This is a genomic window from Flavihumibacter rivuli (assembly GCF_018595685.2).
Taxonomy (GTDB): domain Bacteria; phylum Bacteroidota; class Bacteroidia; order Chitinophagales; family Chitinophagaceae; genus Flavihumibacter; species Flavihumibacter rivuli.
Map to the genome: position 1 here is coordinate 3852487 of NZ_CP092334.1, position 17278 is coordinate 3869764.

Sequence of the window (17278 nt, forward strand, 5' to 3'; positions counted from 1 at the left end):
GTTCATCGGGGTCCTCTTCGAGAGACCCCGCTGAGGTATAAAATACTAGGACCCCGCTGAGGTATAAAGTATAGGGGTCCTCTTCGACCGCGCCCGCTGAGGTATTACGGAATGGGAATTTCAACAACCGCATTTCCTTATCTTTAGCAAAACCCGATTGCGATGTCATTATTTTCCATTGACCCTAATATAGCCAGGGCCAAAACCCTTGCAACCGACTTCTATACCGACCCGAAATATTATGAACTGGCTAAGGAAAAGATCTTCGCCCCTTCCTGGCAATTCATTGGCGATACCGATAAGGTGAAGCAACCAGGTGACTGCTATCCTTTTACCTTACTGGAGGGTTACCTGGATGAACCCTTGTTGCTTACCCGTGATAAATCAGATACCATCCACTGCCTGTCGAATGTATGTACCCATCGGGGCAACCTGATGGTATATGAACCCTGTACCTCCAATCACCTCCGTTGTAAATACCATGGACGCATGTTCCAGCTGGACGGAAAATTCATGTCCATGCCCGAGTTCAAGGAAGTAGAGAACTTCCCCACCGAAGCAGATAACCTCAAAAGATTGCCGCTCTTCCAATGGGGGAAGCTCTTGTTCACTACCCTGGGATCTTCTGTGCCGGCTGAAGCATATTTCCATGAAATGATCAACCGGGTAGGTTGGTTGCCGATGGATAAGCTGGAGTTTCGCCCCGACCTCTCTAAAGACTATATTGTAAAAGCCAATTGGGCCCTCTATTGCGAGAACTACCTGGAAGGTTTCCATATTCCCTTCGTGCATGCCGGCCTCAATGCCGTGCTTGATTTTGGGGAATACACCACGGAAGTTTTCAGATTCTGTAACCTGCAGTTGGGTATCGGCAAGAAAGGGGATTCCTGTTTCGACCTTCCCAAAGATTCACCCGATTATGGCAAACATGTGGCTGCTTATTATTTCTGGGCCTTCCCCAACATGATGTTCAATTTCTACCCATGGGGATTGTCCTTGAACCTGGTGCAACCGATTGGTGTCAGTGAATGCAAAGTGTCCTTCCTGGCCTATGTGTATGATGAAAGCAAACTGGATGAAGGGGCCGGAAGCGGATTGGATACTGTTGAGATGGAAGATGAAGAGGTAGTGCAGTATGTGCAAAAAGGCGTTCGTTCCAGGTTCTATACCCATGGGCGTTATTCCGTGAAACACGAAAAAGGAACCCACCATTTCCATTCACTGATCGCTGAAATGATGTAGGTCAAATAAACTATGGATAGAGGGGTAGTAATGGGAATGATGAGCTTTATTGTTGAAAGCAATGCCTGTCTGATGCTCTAGGGTCGGTCACGTTTTTAGTAGTCCTGTCAGGCAACATCTCCCGTTTCATAAAATTTATCCATCATCTTGTGCTGTTCATTACATCTGAAAACAAATAGCCGTCATTCATTAACCCAGACCCATGCCGCAACTTTCCAGGAGCATCAATATCCGTACTACCATCGCGATCGTGGTCGGTGGCATCATTGGGTCCGGCGTGTTCATGAAGCCTTCCCTGATGTTGAGTCAGTTGGGCAGTCCATGGGCCCTGGTGTCGGTCTGGGTGTTGGCGGGTTTCATCACCCTATTCGGTGCGCTGTCCAATGCCGAGATCGCGGCCATGTACCCTGAGACAGGTGGACCGGTCGTGTTTTTCCAGAAGATCTATGGTGATGCCTTCTCCTTCCTCTATGGCTGGGCAGCATTTGCAGTTTTCAATACAGCAGGCAATGCATCGATCGCCTATGTTTTCGCCGAGTACAGCAATTATTTTTTCCACCTGCCCCGGTTCTCCCCTGCCACTGAACGGTTGATCGAATTGTATATCCCTTTTATCGGTAAGATCTATCCGCTTGCCAATATTGGGGTGAAACTACTGACTATTTTTATCCTGGCTTTACTCACCTGGGTAAACTACCGCAGTGTGCAGATGGGTGGTGCCCTGCAGCGTATCCTCACGGCCTTGAAAGCTGTGGCCATCGCGCTGCTGATCGGTGGGGTGTTGACCAGCGGGAAAGGTGATTGGGGCCATTTCGGGGAAACGGTCGCCACCAATAATTCCATGGGTTGGCTGGGTGCCTATATCGCCGCGCTCTCCGGCGCCTTCTGGGGTTATGATGGCTGGAACAATATCAATTTCATTGCTGGGGAAGTGAAGGATCCGCAGCGTACCATCCCGCGTAGCCTGCTGCTGGGATTGATGGCTTGTATCATTATTTATGCGCTGGTGAACGTAGCTTATGTATATGCTATGCCTGTTGCCCAGATGGCGGGTTCAACTTTTGTGGCGGCTGATGCGGCTACCATGGTCTGGGGTGGTATTGGCGGGAGCCTTATCACACTGCTGGTGATGTTGTCCACCTTTGGTTCGGCCAATGCCTGTGTGTTTTCCACCGCCCGTGTCACCTATGCCATGGGAAAGGACAATGCCTGGTTCGCCTGGATGGGTAAGGCGCATCCTCGTTATAATACACCGGGCAATGCGCTGGTGATTAACGGTATCTGGAGTGCGTTGATGGTGTTCACGGCCTCTTTCGATATGCTGACGGATATGCTGGTCTTTGTGAGCTGGTTCTTTTACGGGATGAGTGCTTTGGGGGTGTTCATCCTGCGTTTCCGTTTTCCCAATAAGGAAAGGATCTATAAGGTGCCGGGCTATCCCTGGGTGCCCCTGGTCTTCGTGATCTTTACCTTCTTTTTTCTCTGCCTGACTTTGTACCAGGATATCATCAATTACCAATCGGGTAAATCGCCTTTGGTGAACTCGCTATTCGGCTTGCTCATTACTTGTATTGGTATTCCGATTTTTTATGCTTCGAGAAAGTCGGGGGAAGGAAAGGGGCCACAAAGGCTCGAAGACACGAAGGTACACTAAGACGTCTTAGTGCCTCTTCGTGTCTTGGTGCCTTCGTGGCAAAAAATCAATTCTGCCAATTCTTTGCTTCCTGTTCCCTGTGAAGTAGGTTGATTCGGACACCGAATTTGTTCTTCAAATGCCTCGCCAACGCATCCGCTGCATACACACTCCTGTGTTGCCCGCCCGTACAGCCGAAGTTGACCATCAGGCTGCTGAATCCGCGTTTGATATAATCAGTTACCGTCATATCCACGATATCGAATACACTGTTCAGGAAATCAGGCATGGATGTGCGCTGCTCCAGGAAATCCTTCACGGATTTATCCCTTCCCGTCAGTGGTTTGTATTCCTCAAAACGGCCGGGGTTCAGGATGCCGCGGCAATCAAACACAAAGCCGCCGCCGTTATCGCTGGGATCACCGGGGATGCCTTTCTTGAAGGAGAAGCTATGGATGGTCACCACCAATGGTGTTTCCTCAGTGGCGCGCAGGGGTTCGAAACGATCGATCACTTCAGTGCTCACGCAGAACTGCAGGCACTTGTCGAATTCCGGAACGGCAATGCCCATCCGGCGGTTATCGATGAACCATTTGAGGTTCTTCAAGGCAAGCGGGATGCTGGTGAGGAAGTGTGCCTTTCTTTCAAAGAGTCCACGGAAACCATAGGCGCCCAAAACCTGCAATAAACGGATCAGCACATAGCCATTGTATTGCGCCGTGAAGAGGTAGCTGTCCGGCTTTTGCGACAGGTGCTTGCCGGCTTCTTCGATATAGAAATCCAGCAGGCTGTTCTTCCAGTCGTCCGGCAGTTCGGCCTTGGCCTGCCAGAGCAGGGAGGCTACATCGTATTGCAGGGCGCCGCGCATGCCACCCTGGTAATCGATGAAATGCACTTCCTCGTCACGGATCATGATGTTCCGGCTCTGGAAATCGCGGAACATGAAATGCTTGTTATCAGTATGGGTGAGGTAGGTGCTCAGCGCCTCGAAATCATCGATCAGCTTCTGCTTGTCGTAAGGATACTTCAGGGTATCCAGGAAATAGTATTTGAAATAGAGCAGGTCGGAGAGGATGGCCTGCTTGCCGAATTCCCTGGCGGTAAGGCAAAGGTCGTAGTTGATGTTCTGCCCGCCCACGATCTGCAGGTGGGCCAGTTTGGCCAGGCTCTTCTGGAAAAGCGAATAGACATAATCGTTATGTCCGTGGGCTTCCAGTTTGTTCAGGAGCGATACGTCTCCAAAATCTTCCTGCAGGTAGGTCTTGCCGCTTTCATCTACGCAATACACATTGGCAACGGGGCAGCCTTTCTCGCGCAGGGAGCGGGAGAAGTCGAGGAAGGTGTCGTTCTCGCGGATGTTCTCGTTGTAGGTGGCAATAAAGGTGCCGCCATCAGGGCCGAATACCCTGAAGTACATGCGGTCGCTGCCCGACTGCGGGAGCTTGACGATTTCCTGGGGTGCCGTTCCGGCATGCTGGCGATAGAGTTCGCTGATCTGGTTGAGTATGTTTTCCATTGAAGCAGCGAAAATAAGGAAGAGAAGGGAGGATTTGGAGATCCGCCTGCGCTGAAGCTTCGGCGGACATGGTGTGGTTTAATTGCCTCAGCGGGGGCCTAGTATTTTATACCTCAGCGGGGTCTCCCGAAGGGGAACCCGATGTCCTCGTCCTGTGATTCATCAGGGTCCCCTGCGGGAGACCCTGCTGGGGAGAGGTGGGAGGAGACCCTGCTGGGGAGAGATGGGGCAGGCACTGCTGTGGTGGGAGACGTATAATTATTTACCTCAGCGGGGTCTCTCGTAGAGGACCCCGATGTGCCTTCAGTCTGTTTTTCATCAGGGTCCCCTGCGGGAGACCCTGCTGAGGAGAGGTGGGGGGAGACCCTGCTGGGGAGATGGGGGGAGACCCTGATGGGGGAGATGGGGCAGGCACTGCTGTGGTGGGAGACGTATAATTATTTACCTCAGCGGGGTCTCTCGTAGAGGACCCCGATGTGCCTTCAGTCTGTTATTCATCAGGGTCCCCTTCGGGAGACCCTGCTGAGGAGAGATGGGGGGAGACCCTGCTGGGGAGAGGTGGGGGGAGACCCTGCTGGGGTAAAGGTGGGGGGAAACCCTGCTGGGGTAAAGGTGGGGGGAAACCTGCTGAGGAGAGATGGGGGGAGACCCTGATGGGGTAAAAGAAGAGGGGAAGGGTGAAGAGACCGGTTACGTCCCAATATGGTATCACCTTATTATGGTCTTTTAGCATGTCGATGTTGACTTGTAAATGCAAAAAGAGGTCGCTATGGACCTCTTTTGCATTTCCTCATGAATGTGCTGCTTCTGATAATGATTGCGATTGGTAGTTATTCGTTAAGCAACTCCTGGATGATCTGGTCAAATTCCTTTTTGAATTCCCTGTGATGCTCACCGGTAGCCGGACCATTGAACCCGCTGTGGATCTTCCTGATATTGCCTTTCTTGTCGATGAAGATCGTAGTAGGGAAGGCCGCGATCTTATCGATCTCCGGCAGGGTCTTTTGTGCTTTTAATGAATCGTTTGCCGCTACCCCTGTCAGTAAGATTGGATATTGAATATTGAATCGACGGACAAGTGGCTGCACCGACTTGATTGACTGCGCAATGTCTGTGCTTCGCTCATAGGCCAAACCAACAATTTCTATTTGTCGGTTACGTGCAGGGTCATTGTAATAGTCACTCAGGAATTTCGTTTCGTCTATACAGTTCGGGCACCAGGAGCCGAGGATCTGCAGGATCACTACTTTGCCGGTGAATCTTTTATCCGACAAGGATAGCCATTGACCATCTGTGGTTTGAAAACGAAAACCAGGGTTACTAGATAAGCCGGTAAGCTTGGAAACGGCATAAGCATCAGGAAGCACCGCCTTTTCGTTCCTTACGGCATGCCAATCTTGAACTCCAAGGGGGCCCGAGTAGAACTTTCCTGATTGGATATTGTTGGCGTCTTGGATGTAGGCCGTGAATAGGAATGCATGACTACCATCAAATCCGGATAGCTTCAGGCTGTCCCCTGACACTACTCCTTGCAGGAAACGGTAATCCCCAGTGGGAGTTAAAAAAGTACCGGTAAGTAAATTACCGACCTGCTTAAATTCCCCAATCGCTTCTGCAATGGATCCGTTTTTCTGCTTGAAATAGGCCGTCCACCTGCCACCTATCTTTTTCGCTGTGGCCTTTACCTCATTGAAGCGCTGGTCCTGGTTAGGGCTGGCACTGAAGGCCAATGGCTGTGCCCTCGCCCCAGTTCCTTTTACCCACCATCCCTGTAGATGGCCTTTTTGATCCAATCGGGCCCTAAAGGCGGATTCGAAGAAAGGTAACTGGATAAAGACAGAATCGTTAGCCATGCTGATGCTGTCCACCAGTAACCGTTCCTCACCATTGATGACATACAAGATCTTCCTGTTAAGGCTGTCCTTCACCTCAAAATTGAATGCGATCTCCTGACCATCCGGGCGGGTCAACTGGCCGCGCCAAATGCCATTCTGTAAGGTCGGTGGTATATTCTTCCAAAACAGGAAGGGCACAACCAGACCAGCCGTCAGGAAAATGCGGAGCAAACTGCGTATCTGCTTATTGTACATCGAACCAGATTTTAGTAGTTAAAAGATCCTGGCCTTGTCTTGAAACGGCCGCCTGGTAATTGGTGCCATTCAATGCCTGTTCGTTGCCGGGGTATATGAATCTTTTAGGGATATCGCCATTCAAGACACCGGCAACGGCGGGTGGCAGCTGCGGGTAATCCAGCCTTCTCCATTCCGCGAATGCTTCCAGCCCCTGGCCAAATAAAGCGATCCATTTCTGTTCTCCAATCGACTTTTTGTAATTGGCCGGGTCGAATTGCACCAATGGCTGATTCAGGTAGGTGTCAGCTTCTGTTAACGGAATGCCGTATTGGATGAATGAAGCTTTGATGGCAGACTGATAGAGAACTTCCGCGTTTTCTGTGGTGAAACCACGTGCAGCTGCTTCTGCCAGGTCAAATAATAGTTCTGCGTAGCTGAAAATAACTGCGGGTGCATTCGCTGCCTGGAAATAGGCACCAGGCTTCGATGTCTTTGCAAACCCAAGATTGCTCGCATCTGCAGTGGTCAATCCATTAGGGACACCAACATAGCCAGCCGGTGTTTCAGTCTGGGTCCTGTTGGCGAATATGGGTAACCTGGGGTCTTTTAAGGTGGTCAATCTATCAACGATGGATTTGCTGACCCTGTAATCATCCCTTGTTTCGAATAAGGCATTGACCGGATTTTGATTGGGTGAAGACAGGTAGGTCAGTTTTGCAGTTTCTGACTGCGCGCTGATCAATGGATCGTTGGCAGCTGCAATTTCCTCGAAGACCTGCCTGGCCAGTTCTGGTTCACGGTCTGCGAGTCGCAGTGCAATTCTTACCCGTAATGAGTTCGCCAGCTTCATCCAATTGTTGATATTTCCATTGTAGATAGGGTCGCCTCCAATTGTTTTCCCTGAAGGGTTCAATAAGCTTTTAGCTTCCTTGAGATCGGCAAGCAGTCCCAGGTATACCTCTTTTTGCGGATCATATACCGGGGTGATGTATTTTTTGATATCACCTGCCTGGCTATAGGGGATATCCCCATAGGTATCTGTCAAAAGAAGGAAGGCCCATGAACGTACCACCAGTGCAACTCCTTTATAGTTGGGGTTGGATTGCTGGTCGGCCAGTTTAATGATCTGGTTCAGGTTGGTAATGCTTTGGGAATAAAGCGTTGACCAAAGACTGGTAAAACTGCTATTCGAGAAGATGTATCGGTCTTCCTCTGTATACTGGATCTTTGCCCAATGCTGGATAAACAGCAGGCTGGAGTTCATGTTGTTGGCCGTTCCCCAATAGGTATCTACAGCTGTTTTGATGGCCGATGTCAAAAGGTAGTCCGCCTGGGCATTTTCTGTTGCGTTGGGATTGATATTCGCCTCATCAAGTTTCTTGCTGCACGAAAGCGTTGCAATGGAAAGTATGGTAATGAGTAAGTAGCTCTTAGTATTTTTCATAAACGATTATTTAGAATTGAAGGGAAAGGTTGAAGCCATAGCTTCTAACGGTAGGCAGGGACAAGCTTTCCAGTCCCTGGGCATTGCCAGTATTAAAAGCTGTTTCCGGATCTATATGGGGAACCGCTTTGTAAATGATCCAAAGATTCCGTCCTACCGCAGAAACGGTTGCGTTGTGAAGTCTGAGTTTGCTGATCCATGATTTGGGAAGGCTATAAGAAACCCTTACTTCCCGCAGTTTCACAAATGATGCATCAAAAATATTGGCCTCATCTATTGTCCGGAATGACTTGTAATACTGTTGTGCCGGAAGGACCTTGGTGTTGGGCTTGCCATCCGAAGTGACACCATTAAAAATTATTCCATCATCATATATGGTCTCCCCATTAGGTGCTGTGGCGCCACCGGGCAGTTGGACTGTTCCATTTGATTTCTTATTATCCGGATAATAGTAGTAAAGTCCGCCATTTTCTGCGCCACGTCCTGGTAAGGTGGTGGAGAGTACTCCGGTATAGGTGCCTGTTGCATAGGTGCCACTATAGAGTTGGCCTCCAAAACTTCCGTCTATGAGTACGGAAAGGTTGATTCCCTTGTAGGTGAAACTGTTGGTTACACCGCCAAACCAATCTGGGGTATACTTGCCCAAAACCCTTTTGGTGGGATCGATCCGCGGTGCCCCATCTGCATTTACCAGGATCTGCCCCTGATCATTTCGTAAGTAGGCATTGCCAAACAGGGTTCCATAAGGCTGGCCAACGGTAGCGATTACCTGTGCAGAGTTTGTTCCAATCACATAGTTCTTAAGACGACCTTCTTCGTCCAATTTGATGACCTTACTCCTGTTCTGGGCATAGTTCAAGGAAACATCCCAGGTTAGTGGTCCTTTTACAGGGGTTAATCCCAGCTGGATCTCCAGGCCTTTGTTGTTGATCTTCCCGGCATTCAGCAGTTTCTGGCGATAGCCAGTTGAAGGACTCACATCCACGCTCAGGATCTGGTTGTAACTATTGGTATTGTAGACACTGATATCCAGCCTGACCTTGTTGTCAATAAAGGCCAGTTCAGCGCCCAATTCTTCAGAGGTTGTGGTCTCCGGTTTGAGGTTCTGATTGAGGTCTATACCGGAAGCTGTTAACTGGGGATAGGAGCCGAATGGTGCTGAGAACAGGAAGGTGTTGCGCAGCTGGTAGGGATCTGCGTCCTTACCTACCTTGGACCATCCCGCCCTGAGTTTGGCATAACTTAACCAATCGCTTTTGATATTAAATGCTTCGGTTAATATCAGGCTACCGTTGATGGATGGGTAGAAGTAAGAACGGTTTTGGGTGGGAAGGGTACTTGACCAATCGTTCCTGGCGGTCAGGTTAAGAAAGGCGAAATCCTTATAACCGATCTGGGCTGCCCCAAACAAACTGTATACCAGCAGCTTACTGTAATAGTTGGAAGAGATCAATGGATCCCTTGAATTGGCAAGGGAATACAATCCTGCTACAGCCAGCCTCGGCGCTTGCTGGATGTTTTCTTCATAGAACTTGGAACGGATGTTTCCGCCTGCCACCAAGTCAATGCTCAGGTCCTTGGGCAATGATTTTTTGTAATTAAGGGTGGCTTCTGTATTGGTTTCATTAACCGTATAGCCGTCTTCCTGGTAGGAACCAAATGGTGTACCATTGGTGCCATACGCCACTTTTAGTTTCCTGCGGTCATTGTAATAGTCGGTGCCGGTGAAGAAGTTCAATTGAAGGCCTTCAATGATCTTATAATTGAAGCCAGCCTTACCTATGAACCGGTTCCTTCTTTGCTCTACTGTGTTCTCATAGGCAATGAAGAAAGGGTTGCTGTAATAGCTGTTGTTCCAGTTGAAGGTGCTTCCGTCCGGATTCCGGTAGTTTTTGAGACGATTGATATCTACCTGCCTTCCAAACCAGGTGAATTGCAACATTGTACTGGTCGCCCTTCTGCCACCTGCACCGGGAAGGTTATCGGCCCTGTTCTGGTAGTAGTTGGCGTCGGCAATGAAACTGAGTTTGGGTGTTAAGCGTAAGGTGGTATTCAAGCTTACCGTATTGCGGCCCTGGCTGGAATTGGGCACCACGCCTTCCTGTTTGAAATTGTTAAAGGAGATTCGGTAATCCACTTTTTCTGTTGCATCGGCAATGGATATCCCGTTATTCAGGATGTAGCCATTGCGGAAAAAATCCTTTACATTATTCGGGTGGGGGACAAAGGGCACCGGCTCCCCGTTGGAATAGAACTGGGGAATCAGCCTGCCGTCCATTCTCGGCCCCCAGCTTTCGTCTACCCCATCGTTGATGCCGCCGCCTCTTCCATCGACATAGCTGAATTTGCCGTCAGATCCCTGGCCAAAGGTATTTTGGTAGGAGGGGAGTGTGAGCAATTGTTCAATTGAAAAGCCGGTATTGAAGGTTATGCCAATCCCTTTTTTTGATTTCCCTGATTTTGTCTTGATGAGGATGACACCCGCTGCTGCGCGTGAGCCATAAAGTGCAGCTGCATTAGGTCCTTTTAGCACGCTGATGCTTTCAATATCATCAGGGTTGATATCAGCGATGGCATTGGCGTAATCCCTGGAACCGCCTACGCCCAATTGCGAATTGTCAACCGGAACACCATTTAGGATGAATAATGGCTGGTTGTTGCCTGCGATGGAGGTCTCTCCCCTGATGATGATCCTGGATGATCCCATATCGCCCTGGCTATTGGTAATGCGTACGCCCGCTAATTTGCCTTCAAGGGCACTGACAATATTGGGTTCCCGCGCTTCAGCGAAATCTTTTGACTTGAGTTCCTGAACGGCATAGCCTACGGACTTTCTCTTCCGGGAAATGCCAAGTGCAGTTACGACCACTTCATTGAGAGAGCTTTCACCCCTTTCGAGGTCGACCAGGCTGTTCTCGTTCAGTGCACTTACAGGGATTTCTAAAGGCTTGAATCCGACATGCGTCAGTATCAATGTGTCATTGGGGTGGGCGCTGATCTCGAAGCCGCCGTTCCCTTGTGTTACGGAAGAGGATACGCCGTTCTTGGTGCGAATGGTTACACCGTTGAGTAATTGTTGGTTCTCTTTCGTTCTGACCGTGCCCTTGATGATCTTTTGTTGGGCATAGATGGATGCCGACAGTAGCAGGAATAGTAAACTGCCAGCCAGTTTTGTAGATATATGCATAATTACGGGTTTGTTTGCGTTTGGATAATAAGGGTCCCTTCCCATGCCCATCGGGAGTTGGGCATAGGCGTAGCAAGGGCCGTCCCTGAGTCCGCTAAGCGATCAGGGCAGGCGTGGAAACGAACTGTTTAGTGGGAGAAGTTCCTTACCTACAACAACAGCAGCAGGGAAGCTGTGATAGACAAATAGCGTTGGGGAAGCGGTTGTTTGAGAGGGTCTGTTCCATTTCTTTCATTTTAATGGTGATTAAACATGTAATCACTTATCAGCACCAGACAAGCTTAGTTCTGCACTAAGTATAAGATACCTGGCCTATCTCTCCCCACGGGGGATGGATTTGGCACCTTGTCTTTTTGCGAGACGGTTGCCAAGGCTTCATCGGGCCATGTCCCTCAGCCATTCTTGATAAGCAATGCAAGGCAAAATTAGGAGGCAAATATTATTCTACCAAAATAGTAGACTAATATTTTGCGGTAGATTTAGTAGGATTTTTGCAGTGAGGGGGTTTTGTGCGCCTGTGGGGGGAGACCTTTTTAACCTCTTAACCTCAGCGGGCGCGGTCGAAGAGGACCCCGATGTACAAAAGACGAAATGATTTATGCATCCAACAGCTAATCTCATCTTCCAACTACCCGTTGGTCATAAGACACAACGGGGGCGGGTATACGTAATCTGCGCTGTTGATGGTAGCGATGCAATTCTTTTAACCTCAGCGGGGTCTCTCGTAGAGGACCCCGATGTGCCTCCTACCGCTATTCATCAGGGTCCCCTTCGGGAGACCCTGCTGGGGAGAGGGTTTCCTTCTTCCAACTACCCGTTGGTCATAAGACACAACAGGGGCGGGTATACGTAATCTGCGCCGTTGATGGTAGCGATGCAATTCTTTTAACCTCAGCGGGGTCTCTCGTAGAGGACCCCGATGTACCTTCTACTGCTATTCATCAGGGTCCCCTTTGGGAGACCCTGCTGGGGAGAGGTGGGGGGAGACCCTGCTGAGGAGAGGTTTTCCTTCTTCCAACTACCCGTTGGTCATAAGACACAACGGGGGCGGGTATACGTAATCTGCGCCGTTGATGGTAGCGATGCAATTCTTTTAACCTCAGCGGGGTCTCTCGTAGAGGACCCCGATGTCCTCATCCTGTTATTCAGCAGGGTCCCCTTCGGGAGACCCTGCTGGGTAGACGGGAAGGAGACCCTGCTGGGTAGACGGGAAGGAGACCCTGCTGGGGTAAAGAAGATCACATTTCCACATCTTCCTCCCTCATCCCTCTCCCCAATCTACACAAACCAATAATTCCTTATATTAGGGAAAACCAAACTAACCAATATGAGATCCGCAAAACTGTTTATGCTCTTGCTGGGCATGTTGGGCTGTACCCTATTGTATGCCCAACGAACAGCCATCACAGGAAAGATCACCGACAAGACCGGTAATCCGCTCTCCGGTGCCTCCGTGAGGGTGAAAGCCACCAAGGCCGGTACCACTACCAACGAAGCCGGCCAGTTCTCCGTCCAGGCCGCTAAAGGCGATGTGCTCGAGATCACCATGGTAGGCTACCAGCCTGCCTCCGTTACCGTTGGGGAAAGCACCGATATCAGCGTCACCATGGAATCTGCCGTGACCGACCTCAGCGGGGTGGTATTGGTGGGTACGCGTCGAGCCGGCCGCGTGAAGATCGAGACCCCTGTGCCGGTGGATGTGGTGAATGTTGGACAGGTAGCCCTGCCGACTGCCAGGATGGACCTGACCTCTATCATCAACTATTCTGCTCCTTCCTTCAACTATAACAAACAAAGTGGTAGCGATGGTGCCGACCATATCGACCTGGCTACCCTGCGCGGTCTGGGTCCCGACCAAACCCTGGTGCTGGTGAATGGCAAGCGCCGCCACCAGACCTCCTTTGTTGCAGTATTCGGTACCCGTGGTCGTGGTGCTTCCGGAACCGACCTCAGTGCCCTTCCAGTTGGCGCCATTGAGAAGGTGGAGATCCTGCGCGATGGTGCTTCTGCCCAGTACGGTTCAGACGCGATCGCCGGGGTGATCAACCTGGTCCTGAAGAAGAGTGTGGGCAAGCTGGATGCGAATATCGGCTGGTCCGGCTACTATGATAAGGAGTTCAACCCTGCCTTCAAGCCCGAACTCGGCCAGTATGTATATGGCAACAAGGTTGACGGTAGTACTTTCAGTGCCAACCTGAATTATGGTGTGGGTATCGGTAAGAACGGTGGTTTCATCAATTTCACCGGTAACTATATCACCCAGGGCAAGACCTACCGCCAGGTACTGGAGACCGATGAGGCCAGCGACAAATGGCTGCCCACCAATATTTACCGTCGCGCCCATGGCGATGGCTCACTGGATGCAGGGGGTATTTTCATGAATATGGAACTGCCCTTCGCCAATAGCAAGACCACCTTCTATGCCTTTGGCGGGTACAATTCCAAGAAATCAGATGCCTATGCCTTCACCCGTAACTGGTCCGCCCGTCCCGAGCGCTTCCCAACCGATGCGAATGGCGATCTGATCGAAGTGCCGGGCATCATCTTCACCACCTCAGACGGTGAACAGTATTATAACCCCCATATCCAAACGAAGATCAAGGATTATTCCATCTCTGCCGGATTGCGTGGAAAGATGGGTGCCGCCTGGGATTGGGACCTGAGCAATACGCTGGGTAGTAATGATTTCCATTTCTATGGCGACAAGACCTTCAATGCCTCACTGGGACCCAACCAAACCCACTTCGATGATGGTGGGTTCAACTTCCTGCAGAACACCGTTAACCTGAACTTCTCCCGCGGCTTCGACAATATTGCCGAAGGCTTCAGCCTTGCACTGGGAGCAGAGTTCCGCAGTGAGCGGTACAAGATCACTGCCGGTGAGGAAGCTTCCTACAAGAACTATGATCCCAATGGTGATAAGGCCGGAGGTTCCCAGGGCTTCCCCGGTTACCAGCCCGATGATGAGGTGAATGCCACCCGCAGCGTGTTGGGTGTGTATGCCGATGCAGAACTGGATATCACCAAGCGCTGGCTGGTGAGTGGAGCGGTTCGCTTCGAGAACTACAGCGATTTCGGGGCTACCTTCAACGGTAAGTTCGCTACCCGTTACAAGATCACCGATAATTTCAACCTGCGTGGATCGGTGAGCACCGGTTTCCGTGCGCCTTCCCTCATGCAGATCAACTTCAGCTCTACCTTCACTACAGTGCAGGGCGGTAATATCTCTGAAGTGAAGATCGCGCCAAACTATAGTCCCATTACCCGTGCAGCCGGTATCCCCGAGCTGACACAGGAGAAATCCCTAAACGCCAGCCTGGGCTTCAGTACCAAGCTGAGCAGCGCACTGACCCTTACCGTGGATGGTTACCTGGTGAAGGTGAAGGACAGGGTGGTATTGAGCGGACAGTTCAGTGCCGATGACCCGGACATCGATCCCGTTCTCGCAGCGGAAATGAATCGCCTGAATGTCGGACTGGCGCAGTTCTTCGCCAATGCGGTGAACACCACCAACAAGGGGATTGACCTGGTACTTGAGTACAACAAAAGCTTTGGTTCGAAGAATTTCCGGGCCTTGTTCACCGGTAACTTTCAGGATATGACCATTGATGATATCAATGTTCCAGAAAAACTTGATGCTACGGATGACCTGCGTGCCACTTTCTTCACCGAGCGTGAGCAGGCCTTCCTGCTGGCTTCTGCGCCCAAGTCGAAGTTTGGTTTGAACCTGGAATATAATTGGAAGAAGTTTGGCATCGGTACCCGCCTGACCTATTTTGGTAAGGTGCGATTGCTGGGTTATGGTGATGGTACGGAAGATGATTTCACGCCTCCGTTCAGCCGTGGTGACCTCTATGCCTATGTTCCTGCAGATGATGATGGTCGTCCCGTGAAGGATGAGTACAACTATGGCGGCAAGCTGGTGACCGACCTTTATGCCAGCTGGCACCTGACCAAGGCCGTTAGCTTGTATTTTGGTGCCGATAACCTCTTCAATGTTCACCCCGACCTGAGCGTGGTGAAAGAAGCCAGGTGGTGGGCCTTTAACAACGAAACCGGTGGTCCCTGGGATGCCGTGCAGATGGGTGGTAATGGTTTGCGGTTGTTCGCGAGGGTAGGTATCAGGTTGTAAGGAGAAGAGATTTTTTATAACGCAAAGTTCGCCAAGGACACGCAAAGTTCGCAAAGGGTTGGTTCACGTAAGGGTTTCCAATGCTTTGCGTTCTCTGCGTGTCCTTGGCGAACTTTGCGTTACTGCCTTTCCTTTAAACTTAAATTTCTCATCACTCTTCTTGCTTTCACTGGTTAGCGTAAACCTCAGCTCTTTTCTGCCGTAGCTTTAGCGAAGGCAGGTTTCCTCATTTTCTTTTTCCCTAATTTGCCGCTTCCAAATACAGCATGATGGTATCAAAAGGAATGATCTTCAGCGCGGGATTAGGCACCCGGTTCAAGCCCTGGACCGACCAACACCCCAAGGCATTGGCCATAGTGAATGGCAAGAGTTTGCTGCAACGAAACATTGAGTACTTCCAACAATTTGGAATCAACGAAGTGGTGGTGAATGTGCATCATTTCGCCGACCAGATCATTGCTGCGGTAGAGCAGCACCATGGCTGGGGCAGCAAGGTGTTCATCAGCGATGAAACCGATGAGGTGCTGGAGACCGGTGGTGGACTGCTGAAAGCCCGGCCTTTTCTGGAAGGGAAGGATCCTTTCGTGACCATCAATGCGGATATCCTGACGGACCTCGACCTCGATAAACTAATTCGCTTTCACCAGGAGCAGCAGGCTTTGATCAGCTTTGGCATCACTGACAGGAAGACCTCGCGCTATTTCCTTTTTGATGAAGATAACCGGCTCTGCGGGTGGACCAATACCAAGACGGGTGAAAGAAGGATATCTATAGATAAGCCTGGTCTAAGGCCTATGGCTTACAGTTGTGTGGTGGTCTTCCAGCCGGAAGTGTTCGGGCTGATCCGTCAAAGGGGAAAGTTTTCACTGGTGGATACCTACCTCGACCTGGCGGCGGAGCATAGGATCATGGGCTATGACCATAGTGGTGATAGGCTGGTGGATGTGGGTAAACCCGAGAGTGTAGCGGTAGCGGAGGGTTGTTTTAAATAAGGGGCCACCAAGACACCCGCAACAATGCTGTTGGGGCAGGCTGAGACTCGAAGATGCACAAAGGCGAAAGGGGGCCGCAACGACGCGAAGGGAAGGGCTTCATTAGAGGTGCTATATGACGCAACGCATTGGCTGTGCCAATGTAGATTTAGCCGGTTTAACTACATAAATAAGTATGCTTTAATTTCACTCTGAGCCGCTGTTGTGTGTTATCACCAACAGCTTTCAATGCAAGCCTTTATTAGCGTTATTATTTGTTGAATATTTTTTAAACCTCAGCGGGGTCTCCCGAAGGGGACCCCGATGTATAAAAGGCGAAATATGTATGCATCCAACCGCTAAGCTCATCTTCCAACTACCCGTTGGTCATAAGATACAACGGGGGCGACGGGGGGTAAATCTTTTCGTCCCATAGTGGTACTCTTCAAGAGTCCCCGATGAATTTTCATGCCACTATTCATCAGGGTCCCCTGCGGGAGACCCTGATGGGGTAGCAATAGTATTTTGCAGTAGACCATGATGTTGTATTAATAAATATTAAGTTCAACTAAGTTCCATGAGCCTCATTATGCCCGGTTGGATAATAAATGTAGAAGAACATTCAAATGGTTGCTTCAGATCCGCCGCAACTGATAGCGAGGGTAGGCTTAATGAATTCAAGGGCCCTACAGCAGAAGAGGCGATGTCCAATGCCGGGGAATATGTCTTTGCTGTGGAAAGAAGAAGCTTCCTTACATGGAACAAGTTCCTGTATGATTTTTTCATTTTGAACCTTGGTGAAGATAGGGTCCTGTCCAGGCAATATGATGATGCGGTGTTTGGCTCATGGTGGTTGGAATTGCCGGGTCTAAGGTTGGTGTATGACGGCAAGGATTCCATATTGGCAAGGCAGTCCTTGCAAGCTGGCCAATGGATGGATGAAATAGTGTTGAATGAGTCGGCCATTAATTTTGATTCATGCCTGGGTCTGCTGGTTGTTTGAGCAGTTTGGGTGTTTATCATCCATCAGGATGCTCTATTGGGTGAGGAATGGATTGGTTGTTACTGAGGCCACGAAGGC

At 50.2% G+C, this 17278-nt stretch carries 9 protein-coding genes and 1 riboswitch; of the genes, 5 read left to right on the forward strand and 4 right to left on the reverse strand.

Translation table 11 applies throughout. The features are described from left to right. Positions 1 to 162 precede the first annotated feature (162 nt). A complete protein-coding gene (locus KJS94_RS16345; RefSeq protein ID WP_214448365.1) occupies positions 163 to 1242 on the forward strand; it encodes an aromatic ring-hydroxylating oxygenase subunit alpha in 1080 nt (359 codons plus the stop codon). A gap of 202 nt (positions 1243 to 1444) precedes the next feature. Continuing rightward, entirely contained in the window at positions 1445 to 2896 is a 1452-nt protein-coding gene (locus tag KJS94_RS16350) for an APC family permease (RefSeq protein WP_214448364.1), read from the forward strand. 46 nt (positions 2897 to 2942) lie between these two features. On the opposite strand, the gene KJS94_RS16355 is transcribed toward KJS94_RS16350, so the two are convergent. The 4 genes from KJS94_RS16355 to KJS94_RS16370 form a co-directional block, all read right to left on the reverse strand. Then, on the reverse strand, positions 2943 to 4391 hold the full coding sequence (locus KJS94_RS16355; protein WP_214448363.1) for a RapZ C-terminal domain-containing protein: 1449 nt from the start codon (positions 4389 to 4391) through the stop codon (positions 2943 to 2945). Positions 4392 to 5221: 830 nt separating this feature from the next. Continuing rightward, positions 5222 to 6481, reverse strand: a complete 1260-nt coding sequence (locus tag KJS94_RS16360) for a peroxiredoxin family protein (RefSeq protein ID WP_214448362.1) — start codon at positions 6479 to 6481, stop codon at positions 5222 to 5224. Then, a complete protein-coding gene (locus KJS94_RS16365) occupies positions 6471 to 7907 on the reverse strand; it encodes a SusD/RagB family nutrient-binding outer membrane lipoprotein (protein WP_214448361.1) in 1437 nt (478 codons plus the stop codon). Before KJS94_RS16365 ends, KJS94_RS16360 begins: the two co-directional genes overlap by 11 nt. Positions 7908 to 7917: 10 nt before the next feature. After that, the gene (locus KJS94_RS16370; protein WP_214448360.1) at positions 7918 to 11094 is read right to left on the reverse strand and encodes a SusC/RagA family TonB-linked outer membrane protein; all 3177 of its coding nucleotides are present in this window, start codon (positions 11092 to 11094) and stop codon (positions 7918 to 7920) included. Positions 11095 to 11403: 309 nt separating this feature from the next. Further along, positions 11404 to 11506, reverse strand: a riboswitch (SAM riboswitch). Between the two features lie 915 nt (positions 11507 to 12421). Here KJS94_RS16370 and KJS94_RS16375 point away from each other — a divergent pair. The 3 genes from KJS94_RS16375 to KJS94_RS16385 all read left to right on the forward strand — a co-directional run bounded on the left by KJS94_RS16375 (position 12422) and on the right by KJS94_RS16385 (position 17200). Then, on the forward strand, positions 12422 to 15226 hold the full coding sequence (locus KJS94_RS16375; RefSeq protein WP_214448359.1) for a TonB-dependent receptor: 2805 nt from the start codon (positions 12422 to 12424) through the stop codon (positions 15224 to 15226). 266 nt (positions 15227 to 15492) lie between these two features. Continuing rightward, a complete protein-coding gene (locus tag KJS94_RS16380) occupies positions 15493 to 16218 on the forward strand; it encodes a nucleotidyltransferase family protein (protein WP_214448358.1) in 726 nt (241 codons plus the stop codon). A 556-nt stretch (positions 16219 to 16774) separates the two neighbouring features. Beyond that, a complete protein-coding gene (locus KJS94_RS16385) occupies positions 16775 to 17200 on the forward strand; it encodes a hypothetical protein (protein WP_214448357.1) in 426 nt (141 codons plus the stop codon). Positions 17201 to 17278 lie beyond the last annotated feature (78 nt).

Coding starts and splice junctions, on each gene's coding strand:
- KJS94_RS16350 (WP_214448364.1), top strand. CDS start 1,445: ATGCCGCAACTTTCCAGGAGCATCAATATCCGTACTACCATCGCGATC.
- KJS94_RS16355 (WP_214448363.1), bottom strand. CDS start 4,391: ATGGAAAACATACTCAACCAGATCAGCGAACTCTATCGCCAGCATGCC.
- KJS94_RS16365 (WP_214448361.1), bottom strand. CDS start 7,907: ATGAAAAATACTAAGAGCTACTTACTCATTACCATACTTTCCATTGCA.
- KJS94_RS16370 (WP_214448360.1), bottom strand. CDS start 11,094: ATGCATATATCTACAAAACTGGCTGGCAGTTTACTATTCCTGCTACTG.
- KJS94_RS16375 (WP_214448359.1), top strand. CDS start 12,422: ATGAGATCCGCAAAACTGTTTATGCTCTTGCTGGGCATGTTGGGCTGT.
- KJS94_RS16380 (WP_214448358.1), top strand. CDS start 15,493: ATGATGGTATCAAAAGGAATGATCTTCAGCGCGGGATTAGGCACCCGG.
- KJS94_RS16360 (WP_214448362.1), bottom strand. CDS start 6,481: ATGTACAATAAGCAGATACGCAGTTTGCTCCGCATTTTCCTGACGGCT.
- KJS94_RS16345 (WP_214448365.1), top strand. CDS start 163: ATGTCATTATTTTCCATTGACCCTAATATAGCCAGGGCCAAAACCCTT.
- KJS94_RS16385 (WP_214448357.1), top strand. CDS start 16,775: ATGAGCCTCATTATGCCCGGTTGGATAATAAATGTAGAAGAACATTCA.